Below are 15,195 nucleotides of genomic sequence, written 5' to 3' on the forward strand. Positions count from 1 at the left end.
GACAGACCCCGATGCCGGCGATTCGGGTCACCGCGGAAGGCGGCTGGGAGCTGTTGTCCGACAAGGGTGCTCTCTTGTCGGGCACGGGCGACGTGTTGTCGGGCGGGGACGCTACGGTGAGCACCATGGAAATCGATGCCGCTGTGGCGGGCCGTGCTCTTGTCGTGGTCGTCGACGACCGAACCGCCCACGGTGGCGAGGACTCTTTCGGTCCGCTGGTCACCGAACTACTCACCGAGGCGGGGTTCCTGGTCGATGCTTCGGTCTCCGTTCAGGCCGATGAGGTGGAGATTCGCAATGCGCTCAACACCGCGGTCATCGGTGGTGTCGATCTGGTGATCTCGGTCGGCGGCACGGGTATGTCGCCGCGCGATGTCACGCCCGAGGCCACCGAGGAGGTGCTGGACCGGTTGCTCCCGGGTATCAGCGAGGCGCTGCGCGCGTCCGGGCTGTCGTCGGGTTCGCTGGAGGCCGGCCTGTCGCGCGGTCTGGCCGGCGTCTCGGGCAGCACGCTGGTGGTGAACCTGCCGGGTTCGCGGGCCGCGATCCGCGACGGTATGGCGACCCTGGGCCCGCTGGCCAGCAAGGTCATCGACGAGCTCTCCGGTCTGGCGGAATGACCTCCGAGTCCGACCGTTCTTCCGACGAACCCCGCCCGGCAGCGCGCCGAGCGGGGTCTCGTCGTTTATCGGCGGCCGATGCCGCCAAGCTGGCGGCCGTCTTCGGTGATGCGCTGCCCACTACCACCGGTGACGAGCGCACGCCCGAACCGGATTCGGGTCAGTCGGGGGATGACTGGCTGCGTTCCCAGGTGCCCCCGCATCACGGCTGAGTTCGCTCAGCGCTGAGTTTGCTCACGGCTGAGTGCGCTCATAATCGCATTCGAAACTCTTTCCCGGCGGCCTCGCGCCGTTCGGCGGCATAAATCACATTTGCGACAAATCATCGCCGTATTCGCATGCCGCATCGGTGTTGCCAAATAGTAACCATTGTGGTTATTGTCTCCCGCAGGTCGATAAAACCACTAGTCCAAGACGTTTGAGCAGGCTGCTTGAGTTTTGCTCGCTCGGGAGATTGGGCGTTGTGGCGACCTCGTCGGCTTCGGTGGTCGGAGCTGACTGCGAGACAACCTGATGAGGGAAAGAATGAGCGAGAACCGCACCAGCGGTGTCCGTCGCGCCGTCCGCATCGCGGGCTTCGGCGCAGCCACCGCCGTAGCGCTCGGTCTGCTGTCGACCGGCGCCGCCAATGCCGACACCTTCGTACCGTTGCCGGACGGCACGAAGACGAGTCCGGCGGGCGTGACCATCACCCGGATCGGCGAGCACGCCGTCGTCTCGCCCTCGATGGCGGGCAATGGCGCCGGTCGTACCGCGTGGCTGTCGGGCAAGACCTTCGCCGACGTCACCGCGACCCCGGACGGCACCGTCGGCCCGAACAACGGCCCGGCCAATGGTCAGGGCAGCAACAACTCCTCCACCCACGGCGCCTCGCAGCTGAACACCGGCTATATCGTCGGCTGCCAGGTGAGTCTCGCCGACAATGCCGTTTCGGCCGGCGTCTCCGGTGGCGTGAATCTGTCCGGTGGCAGTCTGGGCGGTTCCGTCGGCCTGAATCTCGGCCCGGGCGAGGTCAAGATGGTTCAGATCAATGCCAAGGACATCCTGAAGCCGGGCACATACTCGGTCGAGTACCAGGACGTGCCGATCGAGATCCAGGGTTGCGCCGGTTATGCCCAGGCGCGCGCCTACTCCGTTGTCGAGATCATCGGCGACAACTACTCGAAGACCACCCTCTACGGGCAGCCGTTCAGCCTCGGCTGACGCTGCATGTCGCGGCACCGCGCCGTGAACGCCAATTCATTCCTCGCATAAGCGAATTCGACCCTAGAGGGAAAGAACGATGAACCTTCGAAAGACCATGGCCCGGGCCGCCGGTATCGGCGTCGCCGCTACCGCTGCCCTGGGTTTGCTGTCCACCGGCGCGGCCAATGCCGACACCTTCGTCCCGCTCGCGGGCGGCACTCTCACCCAGACCCTGTCCGACGGCACCGTGGTGACGGTCGACCTCGTCGGCGAATCCGCGAACATCAACCCGTCGATGGGTTCCACCCCGCTGCACCGCAATGCGTGGGTCACCGGTAGCGCGCAGGTCCGGCTGTCCGGCACCAACGGCGCCGTCGGCGGCAAGATCGTCCCCGGTTACGTGGTCGGTTGCCAGGTCAACATCGCAGGTGGCGGCGCCAATGGCGGCGCGACCGGCGGCGCCGACTTCGGCGCGAACGGACCGTCGGTGAACGGCGGCAACACCGGCGGCACCGCCGGTGGCAACCTGACGCTCGGCCCCGGTCAGTCGAAGGTGTACTACCTGCTCGATGAGGAAGCCCCCGACGACTACGGCAACGAAGATCACTACACCCGCAACAATTTCAAGGGTTCGAACGGCTCGGTGACCTGGTCCGACGAGACCATCAACCTCAACGGTTGCGGCGGATACGCTCAGGCCCGCGCCTTCGTCGCGGTGCAGATCGAGACCCCGAACGTCATTACCGCTGTCACCCTGTGGGGGCAGCCCTTCAGCCTCGGCTGATTCGTTCGTTTCAGCAGAACCCCCAGGGGCCCGGCGCGATTAGCGCCGGGCCCTTTTTGCTATCCATAGCATTCTCGGCATAGCGCCTCGATCTTGTGTTGTTGCACTGGATCCTCTTCTCTCACACCTCATAGCTCACAGCGGTGATGTAAAGTGCCCAGCGTCGCAGCATGAAAGAAATTGTTAGCAGTAACACAGCGGCAACAATGTGGCGACAAACTTACCGGGGTCCGCAAGGACCCACATGCTGGGTTCGAAAGAACCCTTTTCAGCCTCGGTGGTCGAGGCTGATCGCTAGAAACCTGATGAGGGGAAGTATGAGCGAGAACCGCACCCACGGTCTGCGTCGTGGTGCCCGCATTGCGGGTATCGGCGCGGCCGCGGCCGTGGCCATCGGCCTTTTTTCGACTGGGGCAGCTAATGCCGATACCTTCGCACCGTTGCCGGACGGTCAGAAGGTGTCCCCGAGTGGGACAGTTACCATCACCCGTACGGGTGAGCACGCCGTCATTTCGCCGTCGCTGGCGGCCAACGGCGCTGGTCGCGTTGTATGGGTCTCGGGCAACGCTGTTGCCGATGTGACCGATACCCCCGCCGGCACCGTCGGTCCGAACAACGGCCCGACGAACAACCCGGGGTCCAACAACTCCTCCACCCACGGCGCCTCACAGCTGAGCACCGGCTACATCGTCGGCTGCCAGGTGAGCATCGGCGAGGACGCCATCTCCGCCGGAATCTCCGGTGGCATCAGCCTCAACAGCGCGAACCTGGGTGGTTCCCTCGGTGTCAACCTCGGCCCTGGCCAGGTGGCGTTCGTTCAAATCGATTACAAGGACATCCTGAAGCCGGGTACCTACTCGGTCGAGTACCAGGATGCCGAAATCCAGGTTCAGGGTTGCGCGGGTTACGCCCAGGCGCGGTCGTACACAACCGTCGAGGTCATCGGCGATAACTACTCGAAGACCACCCTGTACGGCCAGCCGTTCAGCATCGGCTGATTGTGGTAACCCCCGCCAAAATCACTTCTCGCGCAAGCGAACTCAACCCTGAGGGACAACTGTTATGAACATCCGTAAGTCTGTGGCACGGGTGGTCGGTGTCGGTGCCGTCGCAACCGCCGCCTTCGGCCTGCTCTCCACCGGCGCCGCAAACGCCGATACCGTCGTGGAACTGCCGGGCGGAGAACTCACCAAGACGCTCTCCGACGGCACCGTAGTGAATGTCAAGCTGGTCGGCGAGTCCGCCAACATCAACCCGTCCTTGGGTGACACTCCGCTGCACCGCAATGCCTGGGTCTCCGCCTCGGCGCAGGTCCAGATCTCCGGCAACAACAGTGACGTGGGCGGCAGCATCTACCCCGGCTACGTTGTCGGTTGCCAGGTCACCATCGATGGCGGCAACACCAACGGCGGCGTCAGCGGTGGCGCTTCGTGGGACAGCTCGGGCAACGTCACCCCGAGCGCCGGCGCCACGGGCGGCGGCAACCTGACCCTCGGCCCCGGCCAGGCCAAGTCGTTCTACGTCCTCGACCGGGAAATGCCCGATGACTTCGGCAACCCGACTCACAAGACCAAGAACACCTTCAAGAATGGGGCCGGCTCGGTCACCTGGGCTGACGAGACCATCGGCCTGAACGGTTGCGCCGGCTACGCCCAGGCGCGTGCCTTCGTCAACGTCGAGATCGAGACCGACAATGTGATCACCTGGACCACGCTGTGGGGCGCACCGTTCAGCCTCGGCTGATCGGACTCAGCCTCGGCTGATCGGACTCAGCTTCGGCTGATCGTGCTCGACTGATTGCAAGACCGTAAGACGAACGGGCCCGGCGCATTTCGCGCCGGGCCCGCTTTCGTTTCAGTACACTTCCAATATCTCTGTGCAACTTCAGTTTTCGTGCTTGCCGCCGCCGGTGCCTTTACCACCCTCGGCGAGCAGGTCCCGAATCTGTACCAGCAGTTCGTTATCCGACAGCGGTGTCTCTTTGGCACCCCAGCGCGACTTGGCCCGGTTGGCCGGGATCACCAGGATGAAGTACAGCAGCGCCGCGATAATGACGAAATTGATCGCCGCCGTGATGATCGGCCCGATGGCGATGAAGGTCGCCGGTTTATCGGCGATCAGCTGGAAGCCGAGGCCGAGGTTGCCGGTGTTGCCGAACACCGCGAGCAATGGAGTGATGATGCCATCGCTGAAGGCGGTGACGATGGCGACGAATGCGGTACCCATGACAACGGCGACCGCCAGGTCGACAACATTGCCGCGAAGTAGAAAGTCCTTGAAACCCTTGAGCATTGCCGAAAACTCCTCTACGTGATTGGCCCACGCGAGCGCGGGCCGGATAGCGAGTCGGGCGGAGTTCATGCTGCGGTTCTTCATGAACGCGTGGTTATCCGGCGATGGTAGTTCATCGTTCCGCGAGGTCGTGGAACATCCGTATCGGTGTGGCACGAGGGGCGCCGGTCAGTGGAAAACCACGGTGAGCGCCGTGCGCAGCGAGGCGGCGGCCACCGCGGTCGCACGCCGGGAGTCCAGCGCCACCAGTACCAAGCGCTCGTCCCGGCCACGCACGGTGCTCGCGCCCGGAGCCAGGACGACCGCGGCGTCGGCGGCCAGTAGCCGGGCCGGACGCCCGCCGGCGCCCGGTTCCTCGGCGGCCACCACATCGACCCGGTCCCCGGCGCGCAGTATGTCGGCAAGGCCGTTGTCCGCCAGGCGGATCGGAACGATACGGGCATCGGGGGAGTGGGCGGCGACGGCCGCCAGCCGCGGGCCGACCACTCGCAGTTCGGTGAGTATCTCGCCCGCGGTCACCGCACCGGTGAGGGTGGCCCCGCGCAGTCGATCGGGTTCGCGTATCGCGCCGTCGGGCAGGGTGGCGCTCTCGCGCGGTGCGGCGCGCAGATCGTCGTCGCCGAGGACATGCCCGGGTGGCAGCTCCCGCGTGGCGACGAGGACCTCGGTGTGCCGGGCCGCCGGATCGCCGCGCACCGCGAGGACGGCGGCGAACACCAGTAGCGCCACCGCCGCGATGCGGCGCACCAGGGCGCCGTCGGCCCAGGGCGGGCGCAGGCGCGCAGCGAACTCGAAGCGGGAATCGTGGCCGAGATCGGCGTCCCGGCCGCCGACCGTGCGGAATCGCATCATGCGGTCAGACTATGGCCGCACAATGATCGGCCGACCCTGGAAAAGGGTCGGCTGTGGATAACGAAAACTATGTGGAAATCGCCTGGTGCAGAACGCGAATCAGGCGGCGGACGTGCTGTTCGACGTGCTCGACTTGGACGGGGTCGACGGCGTCGTGGTGCTCGCGGGCGTGCTCGCGGGAGTAGTGCCGCTGCCGGAGCCGTTCTCGCCGGACGGCGCCTTGGCGGGCTCGCTCGAGGTGGAGCCGTTGCGGCTGTCGGTGCGGTAGAAGCCGCTCCCCTTGAAGACGATGCCGACCGAGTTGAAGAGCTTGCGCAGCTTGCCGTTGCAGCGGTCGCAGGTGGTCAGCGCGTCATCGGAGAAGGACTGCACGATGTCGAACTTGTTGTCGCACTCGGTGCACGCATACGAGTAAGTAGGCATCGGGGTTATCCTCCACGCTCTTTGTCGAATTAGCACTCTACAGCTGGCAGTGCCAACGCTGCCAATCGGGTGTCAATTCCCGGCGGGTTCTTCCAGCTTGTACAGCCCGCCGAACGGAGTCAGCGCCCACCTCATTCGGTGGTCGTGTGGCTCCTCCGGCAAATGGTCCACGAGTTCATCGTCCCGCACGACTGCGACCAACCGTACATCCGATCGGGACGCGCCCAGACTGCGGTCGTAATAGCCCGCTCCGCGCCCCAATCGCACACCGCGCCGATCCACCGCCAAGGCCGGCACCAGAATCACCTCGGCCGACGCCAAAGCGTCCGGCACGATGTCTCCCGCCGGCTCCCGCAGTCCGAACCGCCCCCGCCGCAATCCCTCCGCCCCGGTGTACTCCGCCCACTCCAGCGGACCGAGCTCGCCGGTAACTGGCAGCAGCACCCGGGCCCCACCGGCCCGCAGCACGTCCAGCATGGCGAGCGACCCAGGTTCGCCTCCGACCGCCACGTAGGCGCACACCCACTCGCTCGCCCCGAGCTGCCGGACACCCTCGGCCAGCGCCGCGGCTTCCCGCGCCCGCACCTGGTCCGGCACCGCCTTCCGCCGCGCGAGAATCTCCTCCCGCCAAGCCCGCTTATCCCGCCCGCCGCTGTCGCTCACGCCTTCACGATAAGCGCCGCGACCAACGCGACTGCCCGTTCGGCACCTCGTCGCCCCGGCAAGCCGCTCGTCATCCCGGCATGCTTTTGGCCGGGATCCACACTCGGCGTTGCATCCCGGCCAAGAAGCGCGCCGGGATGACGAGGACGCTGCCTACCGATCAGAGCGGGGGCGGGTGAGGGTGAATGTGTCGATGGCCTTCAGCTCGCTGGTGGGGCCGGTGAGGGCGTAGTAGGTGGCGGTGATGGTGGTGTTGCCGCCGGGGTTGCCGGGGTCGACGTCGAAAGAGCAGAAGCCGTAAGGGTGTTCGGCGTCTTTGAAGGCGGACCAGGGTGCGTCCTCCATGACGTAGACGGGCGTCTTCTTGCCGGTGACGGGGTCGACATCGCCGACGGCGGTGATGACCCGGCACTTGTCGCCGGGGAAGAACAGCGCGTTGGACGGCGCCGAGGTGCCGCCGCCGCCGATCACCAGGTGCACGGTGCCCTCGGTGGTGTCGATGAGGTCCTTGCGGGTGTCGGCGGGCTTCGGTGTCAGCGTTTCGGTGCCGAGCGTGCCGCGGACGGGATGTGAACGCTCGTAATGGTGTTCGTGCCCGCACAGCACCAGGTCGACCTGGTACCTGTCGAACAGCGGCAGCCAGTCCTCACGGATGGCGCGGTCGGCGCCGTTGAATTTGTCGGCCGAGGAGATGGCGGTCTGGTGCATGAACACCACCACCCAGTCGATGCCGCGATCGTCGCGCGCCTTCGCCAGTTCGCTTTCCAGCCAGCGCTTCTGGGCGCCGCCGGAGTAGCCGCGAATGTAGCTGTTGCCCGCGTCCTGGTAGCAGATGTCGTCATTGGCGACCGCGATCACGCGCACGCCGCCGACGGTGAAGGAGTACCAGAGTCCCTTCGCGTGCTCCTCGCTGCCGGAGTCCGGCACGGTGAAGTACGTCTGGAAGGCCGCATAGCCGATGGGCCCGTTGCCGAGTTCGTTCTCGTGATTGCCGGGTGCGGGCATCCAGGGCCGGTAGCGGGCCGAGCGGGAGTTGTTGGCCCACCAGTCGTTCCAGGTGCGCAGCCGGTCGGTGGATAGGTTGGCGTAGCAGAGGTCGCCGTTGACGAGGTTGAACAGCGGTGCGAGCTGTTCGATCCCGCCGGTGACGTCACCGGCGAACGGTGAGCCCAGATTGTCGTTGAGCCACTGGCCGTTCACCACCTTGCCGACCGTCGGTGTGCCCTGATCGCCGAAGCTGGTGAACCGGAACTTCGCCCGTCCCCCGGGCGCGGTGCGCAGCGTGCCCAGCTCCGGCGGCGCACCGTCGTGCCCGGCCGCGTAGACGTAGTCGGTGTCCGGGCTCAGCCCGGTCAGCCGGGCATGGTGCGCCTGAATTTCGATGCCGGACTTGGCATCCCGATAGGTCCGCGTCTCGGCGTCCGCGGTCTTGCCGAAGCCGTCGGCGGCGGTCCCGTAGCGCACCACCGGTTTGCTGACCGAGCCGGCGGTGTGCCAGGACACCACGGCCTCGCGGGCGGCATCGGCGCCGTACTGCAGGTGCAGTCCCGAAACCCGGGGCGCGGCAGCCTGATCCGGCGCCGTCACCAATTCGGCCGAGCGCGGCCAGAGCTCGGCGGTGGATCCATTGCCGCGCAGGGCGACCGCCCCGCCCGCGCCGACCGCGAGCCCGGCCAATGCCGCACCCGCGGATGCGCCGAAGAGCCGGCGCCGGCTGACTCCGCCCGGCGTTGCGCCGGGAGTGTCACCGCCCTGGGGAGTGTCGGGGCCGCTGCTGTGGGAATCCTCACGCTCGCTCATGGCTGCCAGCTAACCTCGGCCGGGTTCGCGACAAGCCACGGCGCGGCGAACGATACGTGAACACGTCGGCAGGCCCGCGTATTCGGCGCCGGTGGCGGTGTACACGGTTTGCACTACCCCGCACCGGGTACGAACTGATAGCCCCGGTATCTCCGGGGTGTTCCGCACTTCACGCCGTTCGCACTGGTAGCAGCCGGTTCGCTGCGGCGTGACGGGCGCGCAGCCGTGGCCTCGGTCGAGCGTTCGGTGCGCTACCTGCGCTGCGGACCTTTAGGCTCTCGTGGATATCGGAGCGGTGTTCGGGCCGCTTCGATAGATGAGACGGATGGATAGGGTGAGTTCATGACAGCTAATGGCGGCGGAACCGAGTCGTGCTTCCGCACCGCGGTGGTGCCCGCGGCGGGACTCGGCACGAGGTTTCTGCCCGCGACCAAGACGGTCCCCAAGGAGCTGCTGCCGGTGGTCGACACCCCGGGCATCGAATTGGTCGCCGCCGAGGCCGCGGATTCCGGCGCCACTCGGCTGGTGATCGTCACCTCGCCCGGAAAAGACGGTGTGGTAGCGCATTTCGTCGAAGATCTGGTGCTGGAGGGCACGCTCGCGGAGCGCGGCAAGTTCCATCTGCTGGAGAAGGTGCGCAAGGCGCCGGGGTTGCTCGATGTGACCTCGGTGGTGCAGGAGGAGCCGCTCGGCCTGGGTCATGCGGTGGCACAGGCGGAATCGGTGCTGGACGCAGACGAGGACGCCATCGCGGTGCTGCTCCCCGATGATCTGGTGCTGCCCAGCGGTGTACTGACGGCGATGTCCCGCGTGCGGCAGATTTACGGCGGTTCGGTGCTGTGCGCCATCGACGTGCCGAAGGAACTTGTCAGCGCGTACGGCGTCTTCGATGTCGAGGTGCTGCCGGGCGCGTCCGCGGATGTGCTCAAGGTCAACGGCATGGTGGAGAAGCCCGCCCTGGACGAGGCGCCCTCCACTTTCGCGGCCGCCGGCCGATATCTGTTGGACCGCGCCGTTTTCGACGCACTGCGCCGGATCACGCCCGGCGCAGGTGGCGAATTGCAGTTGACGGACGCCATCGCGCTGCTGATCTCGGAAGGACATCCGGTGCACGTGGTTGTCCATCGCGGGTCGCGACACGATCTGGGCAACCCGGGCGGATATCTTCGTGCTGCGGTCGATTTCGCTTTGGAACGAGAAGAATACGGACCCGCCCTGCGCAAGTGGCTCGAGCAGCGGCTCAGCCCAGGCTGGAATCCGGAGCTCACCTCGTACGAGTGACTAATACCGTGACGAGGTGTGCAATGCGCGAGACCAGGGAAGGGCGGCATGCGCTCGGTTGAGGATCAGCAGATCAAGGTGACCGCGGCGGCTGTTGCGCCGCGGCCCGTCCGGGTCGCGATCTCGGAGGCCCAGGGACTGCTGTGTGCTGAGGACGTGGTGACCGAACGCCCGCTACCGGGTTTCGATCAGGCGGCCATCGACGGCTATGCCGTGCGCAGTGTGGATGTGTCCGGTGCGGGCGCGGATATTCGCGGTGAGGACGGCGAGCCCGTCGAGTTGACGCTGCCGGTGGTGGGTGAGGTGGCGGCCGGTTCCCGGCAGCCGATTCGCCTGCAACCGCGCCAGACGGTGCGGGTGGATACCGGTGCACCGCTGCCGACCCTCGCGGATGCCGTTCTGCCGCTTGACTTCACCGATGGCGGCCGGGCCCGGGTGAAGGTGTACGAGTCGGTGCGCTCAGGCGATTACGTGCGCCGCATCGGCGACGATGTGCAGCCGGGTGATCTGGCGGTGCGTGCGGGCACGATTATCGGCCCGGCCCAGGTCGGCCTGCTGGCGGCGGTCGGTCGCGACAAGGTGCTGGTGCATCCGCGGCCGCGACTGTCGGTGCTGTCGGTCGGCGGCGAGCTGGTCGATATCGACCGCACCCCCGGCCCGGGCCAGGTCTACGACGTGAACTCCTATGCTCTCGCCGCCGCGGCGCGCGATGCGGGCGCGGATGTGAACCGGGTCGGCATTGTCAGCGGTGACCCCAAGCGCCTGCGAGATGTGGTGGAGGGCCAGCTGGTTCGCTCCGAGGTCGTGGTGATCGCGGGTGCGGTCGGCGGCTGGGCGTCCGAGCAGATCCGGGAGGCCCTCGAGGGCCTGGGCGAGCTGGAGATCACCCGTGTCGGCATGCATCCGGGTTCGGTGCAGGGCTTCGGCCTGCTCGGCCGCGATGAGGTGCCGACCTTCCTGCTGCCGTCGAATCCCGTTGGCGCACTGGTGGTTTTCGAGGTCATGGTGCGGCCGCTGATTCGCATCGCACTGGGTCGCCGCCATCCCATGCGGCGGGTGGTGCGGGCCCGCACGATTCTGCCCATCGCCTCTATCCCGGGGCGGCGCGGCTATCTGCGCGCGCAACTCATGCGTGACGAGCAGACCGGTGACTATCTGGTGCAGCCCCTCGGCGGACCGAACGGGGCGTCCTCGCATCTATTGGCAACCATGGCGGAGGCGAACAGCCTCATCGTGATCGATCCCGATATCACCGAGGTACGCACCGGTGACGAGGTTCGGGTCGCCTTCCTCGCACAGCGAGGGTGAGGCGTTGGACATGAACGTATTCCGGGCGGCCCAGCATCCGGGCTGGCCCGCGCATCTCGGCCCGGTACGGGTCGGGGCCGGCATGGTCACCTTGCGGCCCATCAGATTGCGAGATGCCGGGGCGTGGAGCAAGATCCGCACCCGCGATCGGGAGTATCTGGAGAAGTGGGAGCCGACCGGCCGTGGGGCCTGGGAGGCGCGCAATCATGCCGGGAACTGGCCGTCGCTGTGGTCCAGCCTGAAGGCGGAAGCCCGTCGGGGCGCGATGATTCCGCTGGTCATCGAGGTGGACGGCTATTTCGCCGGACAGCTGACGATCGGCAATATCGTGCGTGGCGCACTGCGTTCGGCCTGGATCGGCTACTGGGTGTCGGAGAAGATCAGCGGTCAGGGCGTGGCCACGGCCGCACTGGCGCTGGGCCTGGACCACTGCTTCGGTGAGGTCGGGCTGCATCGGGTGGAGGCCACCGTGCGGCCGGAAAACCTTGCGAGCCAGGCGGTACTGCGCAATGTGGGGTTCCGTGAGGAGGGGCTGCTGCGCCGCTACCTGGATGTGGACGGGGCGTGGCGCGATCACCTGCTGGTGGCCCTGACAGTCGAAGAGGTGTCGGGCACCGTGGTGGACAAGTTGATTCGAGCGGGGCGCGCTTCTCAGACCTGAGGGGTGGCTGTGAGATCTGTATTGCTCGTGACTTGTGTGACTACTGTGGCAGGTGTTGACGGCGCGCCTGCCGGTGATCACTGAGGTGTCGAACTAGCCTACGGACGTCGGTGGTGCGTCCTCGTACCACCGGTAAGTGCTGAAGGGATGAGAGCCAGGCGGGGACGGAGGTGTAGAGCGCGATGCCGAATTCGATCTTGTGGATTGGTCTTGTCGTGCTCTGGGTATTCGTGCTGTTCCCGATGCTGGCCAACCGGCATCCGCGGGTTCGCCAGCACACCGACGCCGCCTTGGCCACGCGGGTACTGCATCGCGGGGATGCGGAGCCGCGCACCAGAAAAGGTCCGGCTTCCGGACACGACACCGATCCGGACTACGTGCCGGTTCGCAGGAAGCATCACCACGATGATCCGGAGGATCGGATGACCAGATCGGACGACAGCACCACAGCTGAATCGGACGACGAGGATTTCGACACCGACCGCGAACGCGATACGGCGAGCACCATGTCCGTGCCTGCGGACACCGACCTGAACGCCGAGACCGAGTCGAAGGCGGATCCGGTAGCCGCGGAGGAGAGTGTCGAAAAGCCTGTCGAGGCTGAATTCGATTCCGAGACAGTAGATTCCGGGCCAGCGGTAGAGCGTGCCGCCCCGCAGTCCGAGGATCGGCAGGCCGCTGCCGCCATCGACCCCGACGAGATGCCCGTGCAGGGCCGTCGCCGTCCCGAACCGGCGCAGCGCACCCGTGTCCCCGCACTCCGGGAGTGGGATGACGAACTCGACCCGGACGACCCGGATTTTGTGCCCTCCCGGCGTGGCCGTGGCGGCTACGACCCCGAGGCCGATGCCATTGCCCGTGCGGCCCGCTACACCTTCCGCCAGCGCGCGGTGCTGGGCCTGGTGCTGAGCGCGCTGATCTTCGCCGGTGGCGCGCTGGCAATTTCGGCCGCCATGTGGACGCTGTGTGCGCTCGCGGCCATAGTGCTGGTCGGCTATCTCGCGTACCTACGCCGCCAGGTCCGCCTGGAGGAGGACATTCGCCGCCGCCGGATGGCCCGGCTGTCCCGGTCGGACGAGGAGCAGGGCGATGCGGAATCGGCTCCGGAGCCCGAAAGCCCGCGCCCCGATCGGGAAGCCGCCCGTACGCAATTGCGCCGCGCGGTCCTGGTCGAACCGGATGACGAAGACCCAGTCTTCGAGAATCTCGAACTGTTCGATGCCGCGACCGCTCGTGCCGCCCGGGAACGCGCCGCCGGGCGGGTCCGCCGCGCAGTCGGCGAATAGCGGTCCGAAGACCGACGGAGTAGTCACACAGGAAGGGCCCGGCAGCTGCCGGGCCCTTCCTGTTCGAGTGAGCGAACCGCTAGTGGTTCGCAGGCATTCGCGGAGTTATCGGCAGCTGCTTCTCGATGAGTTCGGCGAGCGTGCGCAGCTTCGCCGCGAATTCGCGTGCGGCTATCGGATCACCGCTGGAACCCTGCACCACCTTCGGGGTGAGCGCGGCCAATCGCGATTCGGCGGTGCTGAATACATCGGGAACGTGCGGATTCTCTTCAGTCAGATCGCCGCGCATCCAGGACTGCAGTAGCTCGACGACCGCACTCCGGTCGTAGGCGGCGGGCAGCACCGCCACCGCCTCCCGGAGTTTGCCGGCCGTGACCTTCAGATCGGCGGCGAGGGTGGTGTACACGGTCACCGCCGCATCCTCCCCGTGCGCCGCCACGATGGGGAGCAGCTCGCGAATCTGCCCCTCGTTGATGGACGGCGCCAGTGGATGCAGCCGGGCGGCCAGCGGCCAGGCGCGGATCAGCTTGTGCGCGTACGACCGCTGCATATCCCAGCGCTTCTCCACATACTCGTCGAAGGTGGTGTGGTCGGCCCGATAGAGCCGGCCGTCGCGCACGATCTGCAGCGCCCGCCCGGCCACCCAGAACGCCACCCGCAGTGCGTCGATGGAGGACTCGCACAGATCGAGCTGTTCGAGCTCGCCCGCATTGAGCGGTCCATCGCCTGCTGCGGGCAGCGGCATGGTGAGCACGCTCGGCGAGGCGGTCGCCGCCCCGCGCAGCGTCGATCCCACGCTGCGCAGTGCCGGGTCGATGCCGCGCGGCGTGGGAGTGTGGACACGGGGCACATTCGTAGCCGGCGTGACGGTAACCGGTGGCTCCGGCATCGGGTCCGCCTCCACCACCGGCGCGTCCGCTACCGCCACCGCGATGGAACCCGCTGTGCCGCCATGCCATTCGGCATCGCGCAGTGGTGAGACCGGGGGAGTGTGTTCGGCTTCGTCCGCTAACGGATTGCGGGTCGGCGCGGCCGGTCCGCCGCCGATGGAACTCTTGCGTCGTTGCGGTGGCATCAGGCGGGCACCTCCAGTGCGCTGGGAAGAGTGGGGACGCGGTCGTTGTCGGCGGCGTCCAGGTACGGCCGGATGAGTTCCTCCCCGACCTGCCGGTATTCGGCGATGTCGGCGATGGGGTTCTCCGCGCCGTCGCCGACTTCGCCGTCGGCGGCTTCCCGGTACCACTTCCAGCCGCTCACATAGGACTCGAACACGTCGTATCCGGCGTCTTCGAGATTGCCGCGCTGCGAACGGTATTCGGTGGAGACATTGATGCCGTTCTTCATGGTGACCGGCACCTTGGTCATGAGTACGCGTACCCGAATGGCCCGCGAGCTTTCCGCCGCGGCTTCCTCGGCGGCGCGATAGGTACTGGGCACGCGTTTGACCTCGGAGGGGCTCACGCTGGTGACCAGGATCAGTTCATCACTCTCCGGTACGGCGGCCTTGAAGATATCGGCGGATTCGCCGCCGGCGTCGACGATGATGACGTCGAATTTCGCCGCATTGTCGGTAATGCAGTCGTTGACATGCCGGGACGGGAAGGCAATGAGCTCGAAGGGGATGTCGACATTCTCCTTCTGCAGCCGCCGATACCAGGAGTAGCCGGTCTGGCTCAGTGGGTCGGCATCGATGACGAGGACTCGAAGTTGGTGCACGGTGGCGAAATACGAGGCGAGGAAGAAGGCCGACGTCGTTTTACCCACGCCGCCTTTCAGATTCCCCAGGGTGACCACCAGCGGCTCGGGAAGTGGGGGCAGCGCAATGGAATCGGTCATGGACAATCCTCCGGATTATGAGGAGGGAGCTCGTGCGCCCAGTCTCACACGAGACGCTGTTCAGCCCCCGGATTGGTTCCGCTGTTTCGCGAAAACGGCGCGAAATCGACGCGAAAAAGGCGTGAAATCAGGCTGTGTCCAATTGGACTCAGAGGCTGATGTTTACAATTCCGTTATGAATAACACGCGTGTCATTCGATGCAC

General features: G+C 66.5%; 17 protein-coding genes. 10 read left to right on the plus strand and 7 right to left on the minus strand.

Features of this window, described 5'->3' with window-relative positions; all coding sequences use genetic code 11:
* Positions 1–125 precede the first annotated feature (125 nt).
* The 6 genes from JWN03_RS10880 to JWN03_RS10905 all read left to right on the plus strand — a co-directional run bounded on the left by JWN03_RS10880 (position 126) and on the right by JWN03_RS10905 (position 4,332).
* Entirely contained in the window at positions 126–620 is a 495-nt protein-coding gene (locus JWN03_RS10880) for a MogA/MoaB family molybdenum cofactor biosynthesis protein (protein WP_297613539.1), read from the plus strand.
* Entirely contained in the window at positions 617–832 is a 216-nt protein-coding gene (locus JWN03_RS10885) for a hypothetical protein (RefSeq protein WP_297613423.1), read from the plus strand. The genes JWN03_RS10880 and JWN03_RS10885 overlap by 4 nt, the downstream gene beginning before the upstream one ends.
* 313 nt (positions 833–1,145) lie before the next feature.
* Positions 1,146–1,823: an MspA family porin gene (locus JWN03_RS10890; RefSeq protein ID WP_297613425.1), complete on the plus strand. Its 678-nt coding sequence runs from the start codon at positions 1,146–1,148 to the stop codon at positions 1,821–1,823.
* Positions 1,824–1,902: 79 nt separating this feature from the next.
* The gene (locus JWN03_RS10895) at positions 1,903–2,589 is read left to right on the plus strand and encodes an MspA family porin (protein ID WP_297613427.1); all 687 of its coding nucleotides are present in this window, start codon (positions 1,903–1,905) and stop codon (positions 2,587–2,589) included.
* A 317-nt stretch (positions 2,590–2,906) separates the two neighbouring features.
* Complete coding sequence (locus JWN03_RS10900; RefSeq protein ID WP_297613429.1) at positions 2,907–3,587, plus strand: MspA family porin; 681 nt, start codon at positions 2,907–2,909, stop codon at positions 3,585–3,587.
* A gap of 64 nt (positions 3,588–3,651) precedes the next feature.
* Positions 3,652–4,332, plus strand: coding sequence for an MspA family porin (locus JWN03_RS10905; protein ID WP_297613431.1), 681 nt, complete (start codon positions 3,652–3,654; stop codon positions 4,330–4,332).
* A 141-nt stretch (positions 4,333–4,473) separates the two neighbouring features.
* On the opposite strand, the gene mscL is transcribed toward JWN03_RS10905, so the two are convergent.
* The 5 genes from mscL to JWN03_RS10930 all read right to left on the minus strand — a co-directional run bounded on the left by mscL (position 4,474) and on the right by JWN03_RS10930 (position 8,619).
* Positions 4,474–4,881: a large conductance mechanosensitive channel protein MscL gene (gene mscL, locus JWN03_RS10910; protein WP_297613542.1), complete on the minus strand. Its 408-nt coding sequence runs from the start codon at positions 4,879–4,881 to the stop codon at positions 4,474–4,476.
* 168 nt (positions 4,882–5,049) lie between these two features.
* A complete protein-coding gene (locus JWN03_RS10915; RefSeq protein WP_297613433.1) occupies positions 5,050–5,733 on the minus strand; it encodes an SAF domain-containing protein in 684 nt (227 codons plus the stop codon).
* A gap of 99 nt (positions 5,734–5,832) precedes the next feature.
* On the minus strand, positions 5,833–6,156 hold the full coding sequence (locus JWN03_RS10920) for an FmdB family zinc ribbon protein (protein WP_297613435.1): 324 nt from the start codon (positions 6,154–6,156) through the stop codon (positions 5,833–5,835).
* Between the two features lie 72 nt (positions 6,157–6,228).
* Positions 6,229–6,819: a 5-formyltetrahydrofolate cyclo-ligase gene (locus tag JWN03_RS10925; RefSeq protein ID WP_297613437.1), complete on the minus strand. Its 591-nt coding sequence runs from the start codon at positions 6,817–6,819 to the stop codon at positions 6,229–6,231.
* Positions 6,820–6,972: 153 nt separating this feature from the next.
* Positions 6,973–8,619, minus strand: a complete 1,647-nt coding sequence (locus JWN03_RS10930) for a purple acid phosphatase family protein (RefSeq protein ID WP_297613439.1) — start codon at positions 8,617–8,619, stop codon at positions 6,973–6,975.
* A 342-nt stretch (positions 8,620–8,961) separates the two neighbouring features.
* On the opposite strand from JWN03_RS10930, the gene JWN03_RS10935 reads away from it, so the two are divergent.
* The 4 genes from JWN03_RS10935 to sepX all read left to right on the plus strand — a co-directional run bounded on the left by JWN03_RS10935 (position 8,962) and on the right by sepX (position 13,155).
* Complete coding sequence (locus JWN03_RS10935) at positions 8,962–9,900, plus strand: UTP--glucose-1-phosphate uridylyltransferase (protein ID WP_297613441.1); 939 nt, start codon at positions 8,962–8,964, stop codon at positions 9,898–9,900.
* Between the two features lie 48 nt (positions 9,901–9,948).
* Complete coding sequence (gene glp, locus JWN03_RS10940; protein WP_297613443.1) at positions 9,949–11,208, plus strand: molybdotransferase-like divisome protein Glp; 1,260 nt, start codon at positions 9,949–9,951, stop codon at positions 11,206–11,208.
* A gap of 10 nt (positions 11,209–11,218) precedes the next feature.
* Complete coding sequence (locus tag JWN03_RS10945) at positions 11,219–11,869, plus strand: GNAT family N-acetyltransferase (protein ID WP_297613445.1); 651 nt, start codon at positions 11,219–11,221, stop codon at positions 11,867–11,869.
* Between the two features lie 182 nt (positions 11,870–12,051).
* On the plus strand, positions 12,052–13,155 hold the full coding sequence (gene sepX / locus JWN03_RS10950; RefSeq protein WP_297613447.1) for a divisome protein SepX/GlpR: 1,104 nt from the start codon (positions 12,052–12,054) through the stop codon (positions 13,153–13,155).
* 79 nt (positions 13,156–13,234) lie between these two features.
* Here the strand turns inward: sepX and JWN03_RS10955 are convergent, their stop codons facing one another.
* Both JWN03_RS10955 and JWN03_RS10960 read right to left on the minus strand, forming a co-directional pair.
* Positions 13,235–14,230, minus strand: coding sequence for a hypothetical protein (locus JWN03_RS10955; protein WP_297613449.1), 996 nt, complete (start codon positions 14,228–14,230; stop codon positions 13,235–13,237).
* A complete protein-coding gene (locus tag JWN03_RS10960) occupies positions 14,230–14,991 on the minus strand; it encodes a ParA family protein (protein WP_297613451.1) in 762 nt (253 codons plus the stop codon). Before JWN03_RS10960 ends, JWN03_RS10955 begins: the two co-directional genes overlap by 1 nt.
* Positions 14,992–15,195: the final 204 nt, after the last annotated feature.

Source organism: Nocardia sp. (assembly GCF_025465275.1).
Taxonomy (GTDB): domain Bacteria; phylum Actinomycetota; class Actinomycetes; order Mycobacteriales; family Mycobacteriaceae; genus Nocardia.